Annotated in this window: 12 protein-coding genes; 1 reads left to right on the top strand and 11 read right to left on the bottom strand. The window is 50.2% G+C overall.

Annotated elements, in window-relative coordinates; genetic code table 11:
* Positions 1-83: 83 nt before the first annotated feature.
* Positions 84-407, top strand: a complete 324-nt coding sequence (locus tag BUB16_RS19315) for a MerR family transcriptional regulator (protein ID WP_073068173.1) — start codon at positions 84-86, stop codon at positions 405-407.
* Here the strand turns inward: BUB16_RS19315 and BUB16_RS19310 are convergent, their stop codons facing one another.
* From BUB16_RS19310 to BUB16_RS19260, 11 genes are all read right to left on the bottom strand, one after another.
* The gene (locus BUB16_RS19310) at positions 408-1,352 is read right to left on the bottom strand and encodes a hypothetical protein (RefSeq protein WP_139240387.1); all 945 of its coding nucleotides are present in this window, start codon (positions 1,350-1,352) and stop codon (positions 408-410) included.
* A gap of 167 nt (positions 1,353-1,519) precedes the next feature.
* Entirely contained in the window at positions 1,520-4,516 is a 2,997-nt protein-coding gene (locus BUB16_RS19305; protein WP_084088452.1) for a PVC-type heme-binding CxxCH protein, read from the bottom strand.
* 805 nt (positions 4,517-5,321) lie between these two features.
* Positions 5,322-6,800: a sulfatase-like hydrolase/transferase gene (locus BUB16_RS19300; RefSeq protein WP_084088451.1), complete on the bottom strand. Its 1,479-nt coding sequence runs from the start codon at positions 6,798-6,800 to the stop codon at positions 5,322-5,324.
* 370 nt (positions 6,801-7,170) lie between these two features.
* On the bottom strand, positions 7,171-7,977 hold the full coding sequence (locus tag BUB16_RS19295) for a 3-keto-disaccharide hydrolase (protein WP_073068184.1): 807 nt from the start codon (positions 7,975-7,977) through the stop codon (positions 7,171-7,173).
* Positions 7,978-8,195: 218 nt separating this feature from the next.
* Entirely contained in the window at positions 8,196-9,641 is a 1,446-nt protein-coding gene (locus tag BUB16_RS19290; RefSeq protein WP_084088450.1) for a hypothetical protein, read from the bottom strand.
* A 228-nt stretch (positions 9,642-9,869) separates the two neighbouring features.
* Positions 9,870-12,920: a PVC-type heme-binding CxxCH protein gene (locus BUB16_RS19285; RefSeq protein WP_073068167.1), complete on the bottom strand. Its 3,051-nt coding sequence runs from the start codon at positions 12,918-12,920 to the stop codon at positions 9,870-9,872.
* A gap of 32 nt (positions 12,921-12,952) precedes the next feature.
* Positions 12,953-14,488 (bottom strand): hypothetical protein, encoded by a 1,536-nt coding sequence (locus BUB16_RS19280; protein WP_211483240.1) that lies wholly within the window; start codon positions 14,486-14,488, stop codon positions 12,953-12,955.
* 21 nt (positions 14,489-14,509) lie between these two features.
* The gene (locus BUB16_RS19275; RefSeq protein ID WP_073068165.1) at positions 14,510-15,985 is read right to left on the bottom strand and encodes a neutral/alkaline non-lysosomal ceramidase N-terminal domain-containing protein; all 1,476 of its coding nucleotides are present in this window, start codon (positions 15,983-15,985) and stop codon (positions 14,510-14,512) included.
* Between the two features lie 15 nt (positions 15,986-16,000).
* Positions 16,001-17,491 (bottom strand): hypothetical protein, encoded by a 1,491-nt coding sequence (locus tag BUB16_RS19270; protein WP_073068163.1) that lies wholly within the window; start codon positions 17,489-17,491, stop codon positions 16,001-16,003.
* Between the two features lie 263 nt (positions 17,492-17,754).
* Positions 17,755-19,236 carry a RagB/SusD family nutrient uptake outer membrane protein gene (locus BUB16_RS19265; protein ID WP_073068161.1) on the bottom strand — a complete coding sequence of 494 codons (1,482 nt, stop codon included), beginning with the start codon at positions 19,234-19,236 and terminating at the stop codon, positions 17,755-17,757.
* A gap of 42 nt (positions 19,237-19,278) precedes the next feature.
* A partial coding sequence (locus tag BUB16_RS19260; protein WP_073068159.1) for a SusC/RagA family TonB-linked outer membrane protein occupies positions 19,279-22,011 on the bottom strand: 2,733 nt, incomplete at its 5' end.

Raw genomic sequence — 22,011 nt, 5'->3', positions numbered from 1 at the left:
TTTGAAATTGTAAATCATCCAGGTTAGATAAAATCAATGAGATCATGTATAATAGGAAATAAAGATACGCTTTTAGTTCTGCTATGAAAAAACTTTATTATTCTATCGGTGAAGTCAGCGAAATTACGGATGTTGATGCGCATGTGCTGCGCTACTGGGAATCGGTTTTCGATGAACTGAGTCCCAAGAAAAACAAAGCCGGAAATCGCACCTACAAAGAAAATGATATTGAGACAATTTTAAAACTCAAAGAACTCATTCAGGAAAAAAAATACAGCACCAAAGGGGCTCAGCAGGTATTGAAAGACGGCGGAACCGACGGAGAGAACGAAGAGGTTCCTGTCAGTCTTAAAAAAGATCTCAAGGAGATGCGGGTTTTCCTGAAAAACCTACTTGAGAAACTGTGATTATATAGAAAGCAGCTGTTTGGCCCGTTTGCGGAGGTCGGGGTTTTCATGGTTTTTCAACTGCTCCAGCTGCTCTTCTCCCAGCTCATCCGCACGCAGTGGTCCCTCTTCGATCGCATCCAGCAATGCCCTCGTCCGCCGCTCGGTGCGCAGCAGTCCATCCAGGACCAGGTTTCGGTTTTGCTCGTTGTAATGGGACCACCCCGACAGCAGCAACTCGGGCACTTTCGGGGACCGGATGTCAGAGAGCCCGCTGATGGCTCCCATATGCAGATGGTAGTCGAGGTCTCGCTTCAGGTAGGATCGCAGCTCCGGAATGCTTTGCTCTCCCTCATCCATGGCTATCAGGCGCAGCGCATCGTAGCGCCACGGGTAGGGAAGGTCCGGATCCTCCGCCACCTCATAGGAGCGCTCGACGGCCTGCTGCCAGCGGGACTCCAGCTGCGGGTGGCCGGCCAGTATCTCACGGATCCGGGGCCGGGGCCAGTGACCCTCGCGGCTGAGTCCGTTGACGATACCGCCACCGAGCACGACCACCTGCCAGTTCAGCAGCGGCTCATCCATTTCAGGCAAGCCGACCTCGGCCAGCCGCCTGATCTGCTCAGCATCATTGCGACCGGTCGCTTTGATGCTCACCCGCCAGATCCAGGGAATGCGACGGGCTTCCTCGTCTGTGCCCGACTCCAGGTCGCGGGTCAGCGCACGCAGCACTTCCGCAGCCCTGTCGGCCTGTTCTCCGGCCAGGGTGCGGCGCTCCTCCTCGGCCACATCTTCATCCAGCAGCTGCCGGGCGATATCCCCCGCCGGCAGCTCGGCTCCGGTCTGGGCGAAGCCCGGGTGTCCACCGGCCATAATTAGTACAACGAACAAACAGATAGCGGCTCGCAGCAGGAAATAGTAATAAAATTGTGATTGGATACGAGAGTGAAAGTAAGAGAGCATCATCAGGTTATCGATCGTTTATAAGTTACCATAATTATGCATACGCAGGTGAATGACAATACCACCAGCAAAAATATAATTATAAGAATTCTTGCTCCAAAAAGTCCCCCGAGAGGGTTGCCTGTGCCATTCGAAATCTATTAAACAGATATACCGTCATGGCACAGGTTTCATTTCCCCTTTATGTAGGCGATCAGGTCGTTCATCTCCTCTTCGCTGATCTGTCGCTCGAGTCCGGTCGGCATGACCGACCCCCCCACCGCCTCCATTTGTTCAATATCGCTGCGCGGCACCGTGGTCTCCTGTCCCCCCATATCACGCAGGGTCACCGACTGGGAGGTCTCGGAGGCAATGGCACCCTGCAGGGTGGATCCGTCCTGACGCTCAATGCGATACTGCTCATAGCCGGCCGCAATGGCCTCCCCGGGCATCAGGATATCGACCAGCAGCTCTTCGGGGCTCCGGGTACGTACGCTGGCCAGGTCGGGACCAAAATTTACCCCGCCTTCCCCGTCGATCTGGTGACACATTGCGCAGGAGCGTTCAAACACCTCCTGACCCCGCTCGGTATTTCCTTCCCCTTGCTCCGACAGCGCCGCCTCGTAGCGCTCAACTATCTCAGAGCGTTCCTCTCCGGCTCCTCCGAGCAGCGCCTTGGCACGCCGCTGCAGCCCTTCATCGGAGTGGAGCATCAGCCGTTTGGTATCATTCCAGCTGACGGCGGAGGGACTCAGCTCTCCCTCTTCAATGGCATCAAAAACCAGGCTGATACGATCGTCATCGGCCAGCATCGTCTCCATCGCCGCCCGGCGTACCGGCGGTGTCATTTGGTCCCACCCGGACAGCAGCCGCTTGCCGATTTCCGGGCCCTCCAGGTCTTGCAGCGTCCGCGCGGCGGCGGCCTGTACCTCGGGCGGCTCCTCCGGGCTCACCAGGTCCATAAGCATCCCGGCGTACTCACCCACAGGGCCGACGCCCAGCAGGCGGATGGCATCCCTGCGCAACAACGGGTCTTCTCCGTTGTCAGCCGCGAGCTCCTCCGCGGCGGCAAACACCGATGCTCCCTCCGGGGGACCCACGACTGTCATGACCGACCGGGCGGCATTGCGGAGCGCCGGGGCATCGGGATCAAGGGCCAGCCGCGCCATCGGCTCCCGCAGGTCCCGCAGCATTTGCCTGTTTCCATCCTCACCGCCGTACTGCAGTCCTTCGGCCAGTCCCTGCAGGCTCGCCGCCTGCCACCATTCCCCGGAGGTGTCCGGCCGGCCGGCAATAGTTCCTGCCAGCTCACGGACTGCTTCTTGCGTTCCCCCCACCCCAATCAGGGCCCCGAGGCGCCGGAAATAGGTCGAGCGTCCCTCTGTCTCCCGGTCGGAGAGCCGGGAACGCGCCTCTTCGTAAAGGGTCCGGTAATCCAGATCCCCCGCCGAAAGAGCCGCCAGCTGCATCCACTCGTCCTCTATATGTGCATATAATAGCTCCCGGCGGACCTCCCGGGCCTCGGGCGTCTCCAGCGCTCCCAGGGTGTTCAGCAGCTGAAAGCGCACGCCGGCATCCTCTTCCCCGGCCATCGCCAGCAGTCGGTCGGCAAGGTCCGGCGCCTGGTCCAGCTGCTGCTCCGCCAGGCGGATCGCCTGCTCGCGGACCCTTGGGGACCCATCCGCCAACCCCGTTTCGATGAGGTCGGCCGAAAGCGCCTCCATCCCCGCGAGCGTCCACAGGGCATGCACGCGGGCCTCCGGACGGCTGCCGGTCTCCACAAGCTCCTTCAGGGGCTCAATGGCCGCCTCATCCTGCCGGTCCGTCAGCAGCCGCTGGGCAGTGGTTCTCCACCAGCCGTTTGCGTGGTCCAGCCGCTCCACCAGCTGTCCGGCCGGGGCCTCCCCCAGGCTCAGCTGTCCCAGCCAGGACGGCGTTTCAGCCCCCTCGACGGTAACGCGGTAGATCCGCCCCCGGTCGCTCCCCCCGTGGATACCCGCCTGGAGGGCCTCCTCGGAGAGGAACCGCGGCTGCTCGATGACCTGCCGGTAATAGTCAATAATGTAAAGAGCGCCATCGGGTCCCACATAAAAGTTCACCGGCCGGAACCAGTGGTCGGTGGAGGCCAGAAACTCCCGCTCGGCCTGAATGCGGCTGGCGGTCAGCGCCGCCCCGCTCTCCTCCAGGCGGTCCGCATGTACCAGGTTGTGCGCCGGTTCGGCCACGAAAGCCGCCCCCTCGTATTCGCCCGGAAACTGCCCGCCCAGGTAGCAGGTGATGCCGCAGGCGGCAGTAAACGCCCCGGCATCGGTAAACAGCTCATGGCCCTCGTTCTCCGTGACCGGATACACCTCGGCTGCGGTCCCGTGATCAGAAATACTCGCCGATGAGGGGGCGACCATCAGGTCCGGGTTGCGCGACAGGTAGCGGGCCGCCATGATTTCCTGGTAAATGTGATTGTTATGATAAACCAGCAAGTGACGCCCGAAGGCATCAAAGCTGTGGCCGAACTGGGACGCCCCGGACAGCGATTCCCACTCACGGGCGTCGGGACGAAACCGGATATTGGTCCGAGCGGCGATCTCCTCCGGCTTGGGCTCCCCGGCAAAATGCGGACGGCTGCCCTGCCGGTGGGCTACGTAGACCCAGTTATCAAGTCCGTACAGCGGGCTGTTCACCCCCAGCTGGGGGTTGTTATAGTTGAAGCCCCCCATCATGACCTCCCGCACGTCGGCCTGCCCGTCCCCGTCAGTGTCCTCCAGGTACACGATCTCGGTGGCGTCGGTGACCAGCAGACCCTCTTTCCAGCGCATCACGCCCCGGGGCGCCCGAAACTGATCGGCAAATATGCTGCTCTGGTCGGGCCGACCGTCCCCGTCGCTGTCCTCCAGCAGTCGAACGCGTCCCCGGAAGTCACCCGGATTCTCCGGGTAGCCGGGATCTTCCACCACGTAGAGCCGGCCCTCCTCGTCAACCGTCATTCCCACCGGATCACTGATCAGCGGCTCGGCCGCAAACAGTTCCACCTGAAAACCGTCCGCCACCTCAAAAGTCCCCGCCGCCGTCTCCGGCTCGCAGGGCGGGGACTGGCAGGCAGGTTCACGGTCCCCGCCCGAACAACCTATCAGCAGTCCAATACTCAAAACATACATTGCGACCCTTACCCACGCGGCGGTTTTTCTTTTCATCTTACTATTTCTTCTTATGCTTAGTAATTTATTCAAGTTTATACCTTTGCTTATAATAATCCGTTGTACGCTTATAATTGAAAATAGTCCGGGAGCGTGCCAACAGAGGTTGTTTCCCGTCAGCGTCTCAGCGTTTTCAGATTCTACAGATACGAACAGATTGTTTGGAAGTCAACTGCATAACGCATTTATAAGATATAAGAGGACTTTGCAAACCATTGTTTTGCCCGATAGCTACATTTTCGCACTTTCAATATCCTCGCCTGTAGTCAATATATACACTGCGGTTTTGAAAGTGCTCAGGAGTTGGTATTGAACAAAACCCTGGTTTTTCCAAGTCCTCTATAAATAAAATGCCCCGCCCGGTTGGTTTGCTCTGTATTGTACTATAACAGTCACCGATATTTAATTATTTTATAATCTTGTCCCGGGAATCCTGTCGGACTTAATGTACGGTAGAAAAAGAACTACTGCATATTCATGCCGCTAAAGATACCTTATTTCAGAGTGGTAAATAAAGATACTGTTAGCAGCAAATACAAATTTTTTTCTAAAAAGTCAGTGTCCCGGGTGGCGGGCGCAAGGCGGAGCTATTCAATACAGAAGAATTCATTTCCCGGTCCTGGATTGTGAGCCGCCCGGAGTGAAGGAAGATCGAACCGGCCGTAAAAAGGCTTGTCTGAACGACCGCAGGAAGAGAGTTTGCCTTTTTACAGGTGCGGGCGGACTTCGCTCAGGCGAAGAATCCACAGCCGATGAGTTTTTTGAGTACTTTTTTGCTCATTCAAAAAAGGACGAAGAACCATCACTCCTCTTCCCCCTCCCACTGACGCATCTTGTCAAGAAGCTCCTTTCGCTTATCGGGATACTCTTCTCCTATTTCACTGTTCTCATGCGGGTCATCGGCCAGGTTAAACAGCTCGGGATCCTCCAGGGCCTCCCCGCGGGCAATGACCTTCCAGTCCCCTTCCCGGAGGGCCCGGAGATCAGACTGCCGCCAGTAAAACCGGCGATCATTCAGTTCCGTCTCCGACTCCCCACCTGTTAATACCGGCCAGAGATTGCGTCCCTCCAGGCCCCGGGGCAACGGCTCGTCCGGGTCCGCCACCCGCAGCAAAGTCGGAGCCACATCCAGTACGTGCGTCGGTCCGTCCACCTCTCCCCCGGCAGGAATTACGCCCGGCCAGTTCATCAGTGCCGGCACCCGGATCCCTCCCTCGTACAGATCCGTTTTCCAGCCGCGCAGGGGCCGGTTATCACCGAGCGTACTGTGGGCGGCATACCGGCCGTTGTATTGCTCGTCAGGAGAGGACCAGCTCTGCTGTCCCCCGTTATCCGACATAAAAGTAACCAGGGTATTTTCACGCTGACCCGTTTGCTCCAGTGCCGTTATTATGCGGCCGATTTCATGATCCATCTGCGTGATCGCCGCCGCCGTGTGCCGGCGCCAGACGTCTTCAAAACTCTCCTGGTAGGGTTCAATCCATTTCGGCGGAGAGTTGTGCGGGTAGTGAGGAGCATGATGGGCTACATAGAGGAAAAAGGGTTCCTCCCGAACTTCACCGGCCGTTTCAATTACGCGGATCGCCTCATCCGTGATCAGCCGGGTCACATGACCCTCTTCCTCCACAAAATGGTCATTGCGGTGCCAAGTCACATAATCGCCGAATTTATACCGGTGGGTATACGGGTCAATCTGTCCCCGCAGGTAGCCGTACGAACTCGTATAGCCATGCCGCAGGGGACGATGCTCCGGAAGATCCCCGATATGCCATTTCCCGCTGATGTGCGTGCTGTAGCCCGCCTGCTGCAGGCCAAACGGGAGCAGCATGTCCTCTGGCTGCACATCCGTGGTTGAGCCCAGGGGACCAAAGACATTCAGGCGCGCCGGATTTTGTCCCGTCTGCAGCGCTACGCGGGTGGGCGAGCAGGTGGAGTAGGCGTAAAACTGATTCAGGCGCACGCCCCCCTCCGCCAGTCTATCCAGGTTCGGCGTTCGGATCTCCCCGTTGTGATAGCCGATGTCGTTCCAGCCCAGGTCATCGGCCATGATCACGACAATATTCGGCGGGTTATCCTCCTCATTGCCGGTGAGCAAATGCGTTTCTTCAGCCGATACGGGAATAGTCAGCATGACGAGCGAAAGCAGAAGTACCGGAATACTCCTTGCTGCCGCCGGAATTGCCGAGTCCCTACCGGCCAGTTGCTTTCGAAAGGAAAGTAAGAAATCGGTACCGGTCATTATAATTCTTCGCAGGAGTGGAGAAGATTGACGATCTTTCATAGTAAGAGATTGTTGTCCTATTGAACATATATTATGAAGTAGAAGCCTCTGCACAGATAGTGTTATTCTTCCCCGATCCCCTCTGAGAGGGGGTCGGGCTCAAACAGGAATTGACCCCACTGACACTAAAGTGCTACCACAATCGATGTGGTAACCACGGGATACGGCAAGGCTCGCCAAAGCTTCAAATTAAGTTGTTCGATGTTTGAAATCCCGTATCTCCGAAGTTGTAAAATAGTATACAGAAATGCTATTGAATTTACCCCGGCAGGATCACTCCCTGTGGCTCATAAAATAGTGAATCGCCCCGGGTTATTCGGAGACCGATTTATGTGAGTACCACCACAGAAGCTTCTAAAAACAGCATCTGTCAGAGGGAAATCATATCCACTTTTCGAAAAAAGATCTCGGCCCCCTCGGATTGAATCTGTATGCGTCCCTTCGAGGGACGCACATCGAACGCTTCGTTGACCACCACCCCGTTCAGCTTCACCGTTATGCTGTCGCCCTTCACAATCGCTTCCATCCGGTTCCACTCCCCGGCGGGACGTTCGATATCGTCCGCGCCCCGGAATCCCAGCGTATCCTTCCACATCGGATCGCGGTCAAACCAGTTGATGCGTCCCCCATTAATCGTAACCGGCTCCCCGTCCGGCTGATATACATGCGAACCGTTTTGTTGTTCGGGGGCGACCGGACTCGTTATGGCAAAATCATCCGACCCGTCGCCTACGACAATAAAATCACCCGTACCCCCTTCAATGATATTAGCCTCAATGGAATGCATCCACTTTCCCGAGTAGGCTCCGTCTTCGCCGACGGAATGAAACAGCAGCCCGCTATCCCGGGCGCGATGCTTTCTGGGCTCAAAGGTCTGGTCTCCCCACCTGAATTCCGTAATCAAATGATAATTTTCGTATTCCTCCTCGGTGGTAAGCGATCCCCATTCCTCCCCGGATATTCGAAGCATCCCGTCCGTTACCGTAAAGACGTCCCGGGGATCGTCATTGCGTCCCCGATCTTCCAAAAAGGTATACCAGCCATCCAGGTTTTCCCCGTTGAACAGCGACACAACATCTCCTCCCGCTGCGTGCCTCTGGCCCTGACAGGAGATAAATCCTGTTGCTGTGATTAGTATGACCACCCATCCGATAACCCACAATCTCATTTTATTCATAGTAGCATCCATTATTAGTTAATTTTAGTTCAATATAAATAATTGTCGTTAAAAAGAATTCAGCGACTACCGGGAGCACTTCCACGGCAATCTCCGGAAGCCCAAAGAATCAAAAAAGCCTCACCGCAATGACAGCTATGTTTTCACAAGCCTTTGTTGGCAAGTGACGTTAAGGTTAATACTATTTTTAAATCTCATGTGATTGTCTGCCTGCCATGCTACTGTTTCAACTGTCCCAATAACCCCAAAATCTCCCGCGATATTTTTTCCGACGCCTCTATTTCCAGGTAGCTCGACCGGGCGCGCCAGGTTTCATATCCCCCCAGCGCATGATGCTCCGGGGTCGGAAGATAGCCGTTATAGCCGTTGGCCAGGGAGATGGTGAACATGGAATCAAAGGGACTTTTCTCCTTTAATGCCAGACCGATTTCCACAAATACCTCACACGGGATTGCCGCTATAGCCAGGTCCCCCAGGCGGAACGACTGCAGGATAAGCGACTTTCGCTCTGGATACTCACTCAGCAGCAGCGTCTCACGAGCATATATCTCCTCCAGGGTTTCCATTTCTGGTCCCTCAGCCCTTTCGATAATCCGCTCCGCCCGTTCAATATCCTCCGCTCCCGGCAGTCGTACCCCCAGTTCAATCTCCTGCTGGACCGCCTCCAGGGATATCCAGTCCCTGTACTCCATGTTTTGTACGACTTTATACGTTTCTGCCGCCAACACATTTGCCACGTACTGCATCTGGCCATACTCCCCCGAAACCGTATGCTGCTCCCCGGTGAAGTCAACATTATTAATATCTCCGCTGGTGCCGTTGGACATAATTCCGACAAACGAATAGGCTTGATGCTCCGTATCCAGCATTCCGGCCATCTCCTCTGCGAACATCCCAAAGTAATCGGCAGAAATCTCCCCCGCTCCGGTGCCCCCGACATAATGCAGCGAATAGTTGGCAAGCAGGGCGATATGATCGTCATCAGTCGATTTGACGGAGACGACGGGCACCTCCGGATCGATCGGTCCCGCCGGCTCCAGCAGATTGGGGTTTCCAACGCCCGGATTCGTTTTCACCTGATCCTCTCCTCCAAAGGGATTGGTGATCTCGGTGCCGGCTTTCATTTTCCATCTCCGGTTAAACACTTGCGAGGGTTCGTGTCCCACGCCCCAGCCTATCTTTGCCGGAACGCTGTTTTCGCTGGCCCGAACCACCGCATCCGCGATCCGCGTGCTCAACAGCTCCAGGTATTCCGGGTCCGGATCGCTCTGAAAAACCGAGCAGGCCGTTCCCGCAGAGTGAGTATGAGTCGCTGACATCATCATATTTTTGACCGGGATGCCCGTTAATGCATGGGCTCTTTCTTTGGCTTTATCCAGGGTCTCCCGGTAAATCATGCAAAGGTCCGACACCACAATAGCCAGCCGGGTCGAGCCATCATCCAGCACGATCGCCCGCGCACGGGTCTCATCGTGAATATTCTTTACCACCCGGTCCTGCATGCCTCCATTTATAGAAGTACCGATCGCCGGCGTAATGACACTCGTTGCAGCTCCCGCGCGGAACGTCCGGGCATCCTCCTCCGGCTGCCCCAAGGCCAGGAAGGGAAAAAGTCCCCCGATAAAAACGGCCATGTACCATGCTTTGATCCAGTTAATCATCATTATTTCCTCAATAATCTGTTTTTATTATTATTTACCATGACCTTGCAAAACCGTTTTTTTGCTAATCTCTACATTTTCACGTTTTCGAAATCCTCAACTATAGACTATACACTGTGGTTTGGAAATCGCCCAGGAGTTGATATTGAACAAAACCCCTGGTTTTGCAAAGGCTTCTGTTTAACAGTTTTTCGAAGCCTTCTTTTTATGATTGATTGTATTGCCATATGCTTAAAATTCAGCACCGGATTTCAGATACCGGATTAATCCCGCCATCTCCTCTTTGCTCATCGTTTTTTCCAACCCGTCGGGCATCAGGGACTGTCCCGTATTGGAAAGCGAGGCAATATTCTCCCGCATAATGGTTTCATCCGCACCGGAAGCAGTGCGAATCGTCACCCCGTTATCCGTTTCCGTGACCACCCATCCGCTCAGCGAGCGCCCGTCATTTGTTTCGATCACTACGGTTTGATAGGAGGGATACACCTCGTAATTGGGCATGATGGTATGCAGCAGGATCGCATCGGCTGGTTGATTTTTAATGCCCGTAAGATCTGGTCCCACTTCCCCTCCCTGTCCGGCATAGGCGTGGCAGACCGAGCACGCCCGCTCAAAAACCTTCGCTCCCGCTTCCGGATCGCCGGTTTCCTCACTCAGGACCGACAGGTAATCCTCATAGACCTCCTTGCGGACACCCCCTTCCAGTTCAGCAAACAGGCTTTCTGCCCGTTGCCGGATTTCCCTGTCTTCGTTATTCATCAATCGCTGCCGGTCCACCGAGGAAATCTCGGAAGGAGCCACCACATCGCTTTCAACAGCATCCAGCAAGGACTCCACAAAGATCGGGGTCGACAGCATTTGGGAAAGCACCGCAGAACGAACATTGGGCGTATAGCCCTCCCATCGCTCCTTATCCATCAACAGCCGGGCCCCCTCCCCGGTATTCTGCCGGCCGATGGCCCGCACCACCGCCAGCTGAACGGCCCGCGGATTTTCCGGCTGCAGCGCCCGGGCGAACACCGGCAGGTGTTCTTTACTGCCTATAAATCCCATTAATTCAATGGCTGTCACTCGGGTTTCCTGCTTTGCCCGGGGGGTTTCCGCCGCCGCAGTCACTTCATCGAGAAAATCTACCCAGGATACTTCTGTCCCCCCGGGGACAGAAGCTCCATAAACATAGCTCAAAAGCCCGCTGGTTGACTGGTCGAAATCCCGGCGGCTTGTCAGTCCTTCCATCAGTCCCAGCATAGCGGAAAACCGCCATCCACCTTTTTCACCCGCCTGCAGCGTAGTTTCCACAAGGTCCCGCAAGGCTGTCGCTGCCCCTCCGTTGCCGAGCATCCGGGCCAAATCCTCCATGACGAATGCATAGGAATCTGAATCAGCAGATTGATGGGACTGAAGATGCTGCAGGAATACGCCCATGCGTCCCCCTATACCACTGAGGACCGCCGCCCGCATCCACCGGCTATCCCCGTCGCTGACGGCCAGCGAAGCCAGCGTCTCCATAACGTCCGGTCCCTCTGCATCCCCGAGGGCCAGGGCACACTGAAAACGAACCCGCATATCAGCATCCCGGCATGCCTGAATTACGGACTTTTTCAGGGCCTCTGACCCGCCCAACATCCCTCTCGAGAGCAAGACCGCGTTTTCCCGGACGCCCGCTTCCCCGTCGTCCATCGCCTGTCGGAGGATCTCCGGGTCCAGTCCCTCCAACCTGAGCAGCAGCCATAACGCCCGCACGCGGCTTTCGGGCCGGGCAGACTCCATGGCAATCGTTTTCAGACTTGGAACAGCCGTGGAATCACTGCGTTCCAGCAACAAGCGATGAGCGGTCTGCCGGTCCCACTGCTTATCAGAGGTTAACCACTCTGTAATCTGTAAAACCGTAGTTGAATCGGTCACCCATTGCCTGTCAGCCAGCGAAGTGGACTTCCCTTCTGCAAAAATTCTATAAATCCGTCCCTTTTCCTTCCCCGACTGGAAATCCATTTTATCCCGGACCCGCTCCGGAACGTACGCAGGATGATCGATAACCTTCCGGTGCATGTCCACAACATGAAATCCGTCAGCGGGACCAACGCCCAGGAAAACCGGTCGAAACCACAGGTCTTTCGAAGCCAAAAATTCTTTACCCTCATAAACCAGCTCCGATGAAAATGATACTCCGTCCCGATACATCTTCTGTCGCTGCACCAGATTCTGGGCCGATTCGGCTATAAAGGCATCTCCCCGGTGCTCCGGGGTCAGTCCGCTGCCGTTGTACACAAAAACACCGCTGGCCGCAGTGAAGGTCCCCGAGTGCGACTGCCCCATGAGATCGGGGATGAAATCAGCCGACGTCGCCGCATCGCTGATCGGAAAGACGACGGCTTCCCCCCCTGTTTTTGAAACCTCATTGACCGTCTGGTTAAATGAAAGGTGGGGGTTGCGGTTAAGATCGGATGGATTGAAGACAATATGCTCGATGGGGGCCCTGTTCCATGTTCCGAATCTCCGGCCAAAACGGTCAAAGGTCTGCCCAAATTGACTCTTGCCCCCGACTACTTCAACCTCAAACGTTTCAGGATGAAATCGCACGTCCGAAGCGGTGAATGATACCGGCGGCCGGTCGGGATGAAGGGGTGAATAGACTTCTCCCCCGTTTAATCCGCTGGTTACATATACCCAGCCATCGAACCCAAGCAGAGGATGGCTCATGCGTATTTGCGATGTCCTCGTATCTTTGAATCCCGTCAGAACAACCTGTTTCTCATCCGCCACCCCGTCCCCGTCGCTGTCTTTCAAATATAAAATATCCGGGGCAACGGTAACAAAAACACCCCCGCGCCAGGGCATAATACCATTCGGATAGGTAAGACCGGTAGCAAATTCCGTTCGCCGGTCGTAACGACCGTCCCCGTCGCTGTCTTCCAGGCGTGCAATCCGTCCTTCTTTAGTCGGCGGGGCGTCTTCTTCCATCGGATCCGGGTAGCCGCGGTCCTCCACCACATACAGATACCCCTGCTCATCATAACCGAACGCTACCGGATCAACCACCAGGGGTTCTTTTGCCACCGTCTCCAACCGTAATCCCGATTCCAACTCAAGGCCGGTGGATTCTTTGTCCCCCTCACCGCAGCCGGCGACAGCAACCAGCAGGAAAAACAAGAGTCCCACCCCCAAAAAGTAATGCCCGCCCGCGGCCCGCAGCAGATTCTGTTCCAGCAGCGGACAGCTTCCCATCCATTTTTTATACCTGACCTTCTTCCTCATAGCACGGGGGTTTTTCCTCTTTTTCATATAATATCACCTTTAATTCCCGGCAACAGCTCCTACTGGTTTGATTGGGCCTCATTGAATAACCTCATCAGCTCCGCCACAATCTTTTCCGAAGCCTTCTTTTCCACCCGGTTCGTACTCAGCCAGGTTTCATAACCTCCCAGATCATGCTGCTGCGGGGTAGGCAGATAGCCGTAACTGCCGTTGGCCAGTTCAATGGTGAACGTATCGGTAAAAGGGCTATCTTCCTTGATCTCCAGCCCGGTTTCGGCAAATACCTCAAACGGGATGGCCGAAACCCCCAGCTCGCCAATCCCGAAGGTCTGCAGCGGGATATCAATCTGATCGGGCCACTCCTCCTCCAGCTGTGCTATGCGTCCCGCGTAGACCTTCTCCAGCCGATGAAACAGCGGATCCGCGCCCTCAGGCCGGTCCCTTACTTTTTCCATATTTGCCCGTATCTGCGGGGAGGCGCGGCGGACCTCAAGCGTCAATTCCGACTGGGCCGTCCGCAGCGGTACCCATTCCCTGAATTCGAGCGTCTGATATACGCGATGTACTTTTTCGGCCACGTCACGGCCCACCATCTGCATCTGCTCGTACGGAGGTTTGCGTTCCCGGGCTTCGGCAAAATTCAAATTGTTGATATCCCCGGAGGTGCCGTTGGACATAATCCCCACGAAAGGCGGATGTCGGCGGTCTGCCTGCAGCAGTTCCTTCAGGCGATCTCCGAACACCGCAAAATAATCCGCCGAAAGGTGTCCCCCGGTTACCCCTCCGATATAGTGAAGCGAATAATTTCCCAGCACCGAAATGGGGGTGCCCTCTGTGGACTGCACCGCAATGAACGACACTTCCGGGTCAATGGGTCCCGCCGGCTCCACCAGCGCCGGGTTCTGGTGCCCCGGGTTCATCTGCGCCTTGTCTTTGGTCCCCAGTGGATTCAGCACGGGCTCCTCCATGATCCAACGCCGGTTGAAGACGTGTTCCGGGGCATCGACGGATCCCCACCCAATTTCGGCGGGCTGCAAATTTTCCATGGCAACCCGAACGCCATCCGCGATCCGCCGGGCCAGAAACCGCTGGTACTCGCCGAGAGGCTCCCCGTAATGCCAGCCCCGGCGCTTCTCTCCCTCCCCGCCGGCGCTGATCGATGAATGGGTATGCGTGGCCGCCATCAGCATATTCTCCTTCGCCAGGCCGGTCTCGTTGCGAACCAGGCTTTTGGCCGCATCAAAGACCTCCCTGTTAACGCCCACGTTGTCGACAAGCACAAATACCAGCCGGTTATCCCCGTCATCGAGCACCAGGGTCTTGGCATACAGCTGGTCATGGACGTACGTCGCGGGAGGCGAATTCCAGTTTCCTACAATAGGCTCACCCAGCGGCGGGGTAATATTGCTCAGGGAGGCTCCCGCCCGGAAGGTTTGGGTTTGAGCGGGTAGCAAATCCGCTCCGCCTGCAAAAAGGATAAGCAGGCAAAAAAGTGCGGTCCCGATAGCCTTTTTGAGGCAGCCTATTGCCGGGTTTGCAGATGGAGCTATTTGACCAGAGGAACTCATTTGGCAGCGGATAAATAATAACATCATTTTATAAATTAGATTAATAGATTATCTTAAATCATTGAGCATGTTGATTACGGCTTCCACCATTATTTCGCCTCCCCCTGGTTTAATCCGAGCACTTCTCACTTCATAATCACCCTCTGAAAAAGCTTTCTTATTAGGGACATAGCTGAGTACGCCATTGCCTGACTGCTCACTCACAACCGTAAACGGAAAAGGAGAATGTTCTTTTATGCTCAGACCAAGCTCGACAAAAGCGTCCCCGGGATACCCTATTAAAGCTAACTCATCTCCCAATGTAATTGCCTGCACTTCACTCATCAATGCTTGGCCATCCTCAGTTAACGGTACTGTAGTTGTTACAGCATGACGTGCCTGAAGTCCTTCATCCAATTCGATTAAGTCAAGGACTCGCCAAGCTTTCACCACATCGCTAAAAGATGATGGATTTTCCGGATCTCCATATTGCCTGATCACTTCTGTTGCCCACTCTACTTTATCAAATTGAATATCAGGTATGGGAAGTTTGACTGGTTCTGTATGAATCTTTAACGAATTGGTTTCAACTTTTCGAAGAGAGGGATACATTTTAAGTACATTCCCGGCCAAAATAGTACCAATTCGAACTGATTCCTCGCGGCTCTCAAATAGTTCCTGTTGAGTAACATCAATATGATTGATATTTCCCGACGTTCCGTTCGTAAAAATAGTCACCATCTCTTTTCCTTTGATGTCTGCTAACACTGAAGCAATCCTACCAGGGAAATCAGCGGTGATCTGATCACCTGTCCTTACAGCCACATGCAGAGCAAAGTTTACCAAAGTAGCCAAAGGTTCGGCATCCATCGATTCAAAATACACCACAGAGAGTTCAGGATCGGTCGGACCAGTGGGTTTAACAATCTCCGGATTCAGGCGGCCCGGATTTGTCTCCACTGTTCCGTCTTTCATCAGAAATCGGCGATTAAAATTTATAGAATTCTGTTTTGTAGTTCCTACAAACACGCGGGCAGGCTGAAGTTTCTTTTTTGCCAAACGTATACTTTCAATAATTTTTGAGGGTAGATTGTGGGTATATTTTTTGCTCTTTTCTTTTGGTTTCCCTCCTACCGCATCCCAGAAAAGCGGGTTTAACTGAGGGCCAGCATGGACGTGTGTAGCAGTCATTATCAGGTTTGAACCGGGAATCCCTGTCTGTTTTTCCAACAGTTCCCTTGTTTCTTTCACTAATTGATGAGGCAAACTAATAAGATCACATGCAACAAATGCAGTTATTGTTCCATTTTTCTCTAAAACAATGGTTTTGGCATATAAATGATCCTCAATTCCTTCAACTACAGCTATGCCATAGGAATTACCCATAACACTACCAACAGGGGGGGTGATTTTTACCTCAGCCGCACCTACCTGCAATACTTGCCCACTTGCAGAATAATCAGCAGAGGCAAATATAATAGTTAAGCTAATTTTCATAACAATTTTCATCAGCCTAACTCTTGAAATGTAGACTTTAGTAGTCATCTAAAATTATAATGATTATTTGTTATATCTTTTAAGAATTTCAATTGCATTCTCCACCATCATCTCCCCACCTCCGGGTGCAATACGCGAGTTAACCGTTTCATATCCACCCTGTAAAAAAGCCTCCTCAGTCGGAACGTATGCAATATGTCTATTGGTCAACTCGATCACTAATGTTGTCTCAAATGGAGAGGACTGCTTGATTGCTAATCCAAGTTCAACAAATAATTCTCCAGGCAATCCTACAATTGCAATATCATCACTTATTTTGATCACCTGAATTTCTAATGGAATTGTCCACTGTTCTGTACCAATGGTTGGTGGTATCACTTCCGCTGTACGTCGCATCTTCGCCAGTGAACGAATCTTCAGCATTCTCCTGAATTCTAAAAATGAACGCTGATTATACAACGGGTCGCGCTTCTCTTTCATAGCCCACTCCAATTCCTCCGTAGTATATTGTTGTACCGGAGCATAGAGAAACTCCGACTGAACATCCAATGACGGCTGGTCACTTTTGATTAAATTGGGAATCTGTTTGTCAACGACTTCAGCAAGCCTCTCTCCAATTCGTTGGGTTACAGACGCTGTTCCTTTTTGGTGAGTTGAATCAAAAACATCCACGTGATTGATATCTCCGCTGGCCCCCTGTGCGAATATAGACATAAAGTCCATCCCTAAAGACTCTTTTAGAGTTCTTGCCAGATAGGCCGGATAGTCTGCACTATATTCGGTACCTCCAATCGTATCGGTATGGTTAGCAAAATTGATCAGCCCCGCCACCGGCAGATCATCCTCAACGTTTCGCAGTAATAAAATCCCTACTTCAGGATCGATAGGGCCCACCGGGCGAACAACATCAGGATTCCCTACTCCCGGATTAGTACGAACCCTCCCATCCTTCATTATAAAACGACGATTAAAAGAAATCCCTTCTACTCTACCTGTACCTGATTTAATAGTCACCTTTTCAATCTCATTATATGCATTTACAAGTGCTTTTTCTACACTCCGAATTAAATGTGCCTCGTAACTATTTTTGTCCTCATTTGTCAATTTCCCTGCCCGTTTTTTATTTACATATTCTTCAAGAGGATATCCTACATCCGGGTTATTCCTCACACTCCCGTCATCCGTATGAAATACAGGTCCGGTGTGCGTATGAGTAGCTGCAACAATAATATTTTCATAAGGGATGCCTGTTTTTTCAGAGGCTCCCAAACGTACTTCTGATGATAATTCTCGGGTAATACCAATTACATCACACATAACGAGAGCAGCCACCTCTTCTCCCTCTTTAAAAACTATAGCCTTAGCATAAAGTGGATCGCTAACACCTGTACTTGGTCCCCTATATTGTCCATATCCAACGGGAGGTGTAATATCAACTTTTGCAACACCGCCATATAACGAAGAGGATTGAGCTGAAACCTTATTTTCCAATCCCAAGAAAATTAAAGTTGCCAGCAGTAATATAAATAAGTTTGAGTCAATTTTTTTAAACAAAACTCCTGTAAGGTTTTACAGTTTGAAATTATAGTAATCATTGGTATTAGTCGTAATGTATTTTGTTAACTCAACTCGGTCCACTATTTTTTAATTCTAAAAAACGATTCGATATATACATTTCATTGTAAGAAAATGAGGAGATTACAGTAGGATTCAGTGGTTGTCCATATTATTTTTCATTTTTAAAGCATCATGCACTGTCTAAAACCACATATCGGAGTATTTAAGAAAAGGGGAATTAAAGCTTACCCCCCCATGGGTTAATAACCTGGATTCTGACCAGTTGATGGGTCCATAGCTTCATTTAGGTCAAACTCCTCCTCTGGTATTGGCCATAAAAGATGCTTCTCCGCTACTTCACGACCTATATATTCTTCCATAACTTCAAAAACTCTTCCTGACCGCTTAAGATCAAACCAACGTTTGCCTTCAAATTGAAACTCATATCCTCTTTCCTTGACTACCCGATCAATGAATGAATCCGTGTCAGGATAATCTGAAAGACTAAGATCAACAGGAGAAGGCTCTGTGGGATTATGTCCATATGCCCTGCGATGAACCATATTAAGTGCTTCCAGGCCTTCAGCAGTAGGCGATCCAACTGCCCGAGCTGAAGCCTCAGCATAGATTAGCAAAACATCTGCATAACGATAGACAGGTAAATCAAATGTAGAGGAAGTAGCCTCAGGAGCATTATATTTCTTAGGTGCTAATTTATTTACCCCTTCATTAGGAAAATAGGGATCACTACCTATAAAAGGATTAACTTTATCTTCGTCTGCCACATACCAATTAAATTGCTTTCTAAAATCATCATCATTCCATTCTGTATAAAACTGGGCACCATCATGCCATTGAAAAATACCATAGCCATTACTTCCAAACCAAGGAGTATCTATAGGCATAGTATGCAATACAAGTCCACTGGTACTTTGCTGATTGTATTTAAGATAAAATATTTCTTCATTAGAATTCGCATCCATTCCGAAAAGATTATTAAAATCATCGGGAACAGTAACTTCTACAAGAGAGTATTTGCCTGATTGAATTACTTCATTAGCCTTTGTAGCAGCATCAGAATAACGTTCCTGAAAAAAATAAACATCCGCTAGCATCGTTTTTGCAGACCACATATCAGGCCTTCCAAGAACAGGAGGTTCATTTGGCAAATTATTTTCAGCAAACTCAAGATCATTTGTAATTAGGTTATATACCTCCTCCTGTGTGGCTCGTGGTGCACCTGTTGTCTGATCCATATTCTCTTCCGTATAGATAGGTACTCCTCCCCACCCCCGAACCAACTGAAAATAGGCAAAAGATCTAAAAAACCTTGCTTCTGCGAGAAAACGGGTTTTTTGTTCTTCACTTAATACTTCGCTATTCGGCACATTTGCTATCACAAGATTTGCATTCCGTATACTTTGATAAAATACATCCCAATTCGGAATAAGATTACTGGCCCCTACACTACTGAGACCATTCATTGATTTATAAGAGTCAAAATTGGCAGATCCTGCAAGCCCGGCTCCCCACACTGTATGACAATCTAAAGTACTGATCCACCAACCACTCATTCGTCCACGAACAGGATCAATACTAGCTGCAAGTGCACTTTCAACCTCAGCAGTAGAATTATAAAAGTCCTCTACCACAAGATCTTTAGGGGATTCAGTCAACATATTATCACATGAGACTACAAAAAACGTTATCAAAAATGTTAAATTAAATATTAATCTCTTCATTTTTTTTACCCATTATTTTAATATTACGCAGTTCCTCATTTTTTAAAAGCCAAGCCTTATACCAGCTGTGAATGATTTAGCTGATGGATAGCTGGCGTAGTCGATTCCTTGTGCTAATGATGACGGCCCACCACGAGTATTAACATCAGGATCTATCCATGAGTAATTAGTAATAGTGAGTAGATTCTGTCCACTTATATAGACTTGTGCATGGCGCATTCCAGATACTAATTCATTGGGAATATTATAGGCCAATTCAATATTACTAAGTCTTATATATGAACCGTCTTCAACGTATCTGTCAGAAAACCGAAAATCATGATTTCTACTGGGTTTAATATACTTAGCGTCTGGATTTTCTGGAGTCCAATAGTTACCGACAATGTCTCTCAATTTGTTAGTTCCATTAGTGTGGTCAGTTGTAAATGCTACTTTGCTCATATTAATAATATCATTGCCCTGGGATCCATCAATAAACATAGACAGTGTAAAATTCCGGTATGACATATCTGAATTTATTCCAAAAATAAAATTGGGATTAGGATCTCCGATCTTCACTTTATCCCCTACCTCAGTAGTATATTGGAGATAACCATCCTCATCATAACCATCCTCCTTATATCCATACATAATACCCCTTGGCTCACCTTCTCTATATGTATTCGCCCAGTCGGTAAACATTATCATCGAAAGTTGCCCGCCAAGAATGTCTTGTCCCCCGTAAAGTTCTTTAACCTTTGAACGGTTAAATGAAATATTAGCATCTAAATTCCAGTTAAAATCACTTGAACTAAATAGATATGAATTAACTGCAAACTCAAAACCTCTATTTTCAATCCTGCCAATATTTCTTAGAGAATTTGTATATCCTGTAGAACGTGCTAATTGTACTGCATTTAACAAATCTCGTGTCTCCTTTATATAATAATCTGCTATAAATGACACGCGATCATCATAAATACTTATATCCAATCCAAAATTCAGTGCCTCTGTAGTTTCCCATTTCAGATCTGAGGCTAATCTACTACCAGGGGCCATGGTTGTAACCAAAGAATTACCCAAGACAGTACTTCCTGGATTCAATCGATTTAACGTAGAATAAGCACTAATTGCTTGGCTGCCTGCCAGTCCCCAACTTGTCCTTAACTTTAACTCATTAATTATTGTGTTATCTAAATTAATGAATTCCTCGTCTGACAGTCTCCATGAAAAGGCTGCGGAAGGGAAATATCCCCATTTATTACCTTCAGTATATACCGAAGAGCCATCGGCTCGCATACTTACTGTAAACAAATAGCGGTCATGAAGGATATAATTTATTCTTCCCAAACCAGATAAAATAGTAGATTCTGTGAAACTCGTATTCGGTGTACCCGGTATACCTGCGGTTGCAAGACTGTGAGAACCAGGTATATCGCTTAGAAAATTCGATCCTGAACCACTTAACGATTCCGTTCGAAAATCCTGAAATGTTACACCACCTACGGCTGAAATATCATGATTTTCACCAATAGCTCCGTTATAATTAAGGGTGGTTTCCAGTAGGCGACTAATATACTCATTAGTGGAAACACTGGCAGATCCATTTGGATCATTTTGAAAATCCTTTGTTTGGTAAAAATCATTTCGCGTATTTTTACTTTCTACTCCACCGTCTATATTCAGGACTAATCCATCAATAAACTCATAAGAAACCCCGGCATTAACTAATACATTATTTCGTTTCTGTGTCCTTTCCCGTTCTTCCAAATAATTATTAGGATGCCATAATGCTTCGGAAACCCGGTCATCAACAAGTACTGGTTCAACACGATTACCATTCTCATCATAGGCTGGAATATAATTTGGAATCCCATGAGCTCTGCCAATCAGAGACGTTCCAAACCTTCCTTGTTCAGAATTTTGCTGTTGAGTTCCAATTCTCGATAAAGTTATACTAGCATCAACAGAGAACCTATCACTGACATCATGTTGAATTTTACTGTCAATTGCGTAGCGATTATAGTCACTATTTCGTATAATCCCTTCCTGATTAAAAGCACTACCCGTAATCGAAAATTGTGTTTGGTCATTTCCCCCTCGAACATTTAACGAATTATTATAAATTGGGGCTGTTCGGTAAACTATATCTTCCCAAACAGTTCCCTTTCCCAAGGTTGCAAATTCATCTAACTCCTCTTGGCTAAAACGGTCTTCGCCTACCATATTATTTTCTAATACATTATAGTACTCGCCAAATTCCAAAGGGTGCATCATCTCAATTGATTTTATAAGCCTTTGATTTCCTATGCTACTTTCAAAATTAACCTCTGTCGCTCCACTCCTCCCACTGTTCGTAGAAATAAGAACAACCCCATTAGAAGCCCTTGACCCATAAATCGCGACGGCTGAAGCATCTTTTAAGATTTCTATGCTCTCTATACTGGAATTATTTATAGATTCTGGATCATCAACAGGAAATCCGTCCACTATATAAAGAGGCTCATTATTTCCCACTATCGAGTTAGAACCCCTTATTCTAATACTAACATTGCCACCAGGATGACCATTGTTTTGTTTTACACGAACTCCAGCTGCTCTTCCCTTCAAAGCCTGCATTACATTAGCCGATGGGACGCTTGTAACTTCATCAGAACCAACTGATGATACAGATCCAGTCAAATCTCTTTTCTCAACGGCGCCATATCCAACTACGACCATTTCTTCGCCGGTAATAGCTTGCGATACCATTTCTATCTCAAACTCGGTTCTTCCATTGATAGGAACTTCCTGGGT

The sequence above is a fragment of the Fodinibius roseus genome (assembly GCF_900129315.1).
Lineage (GTDB): Bacteria > Bacteroidota > Rhodothermia > Balneolales > Balneolaceae > Fodinibius > Fodinibius roseus.
Note: the sequence above shows the minus strand (reverse complement) of the source record. Positions and strands in the feature narration are given on the sequence as shown.

Coding starts and splice junctions, on each gene's coding strand:
- BUB16_RS19265 (WP_073068161.1), bottom strand. CDS start 19,236: ATGAAGAGATTAATATTTAATTTAACATTTTTGATAACGTTTTTTGTA.
- BUB16_RS19315 (WP_073068173.1), top strand. CDS start 84: ATGAAAAAACTTTATTATTCTATCGGTGAAGTCAGCGAAATTACGGAT.
- BUB16_RS19300 (WP_084088451.1), bottom strand. CDS start 6,800: ATGAAAGATCGTCAATCTTCTCCACTCCTGCGAAGAATTATAATGACC.
- BUB16_RS19275 (WP_073068165.1), bottom strand. CDS start 15,985: ATGACTACTAAAGTCTACATTTCAAGAGTTAGGCTGATGAAAATTGTT.
- BUB16_RS19310 (WP_139240387.1), bottom strand. CDS start 1,352: ATGATGCTCTCTTACTTTCACTCTCGTATCCAATCACAATTTTATTAC.
- BUB16_RS19295 (WP_073068184.1), bottom strand. CDS start 7,977: ATGAATAAAATGAGATTGTGGGTTATCGGATGGGTGGTCATACTAATC.
- BUB16_RS19285 (WP_073068167.1), bottom strand. CDS start 12,920: ATGAAAAAGAGGAAAAACCCCCGTGCTATGAGGAAGAAGGTCAGGTAT.
- BUB16_RS19305 (WP_084088452.1), bottom strand. CDS start 4,516: ATGAAAAGAAAAACCGCCGCGTGGGTAAGGGTCGCAATGTATGTTTTG.
- BUB16_RS19290 (WP_084088450.1), bottom strand. CDS start 9,641: ATGATGATTAACTGGATCAAAGCATGGTACATGGCCGTTTTTATCGGG.
- BUB16_RS19280 (WP_211483240.1), bottom strand. CDS start 14,488: ATGATGTTATTATTTATCCGCTGCCAAATGAGTTCCTCTGGTCAAATA.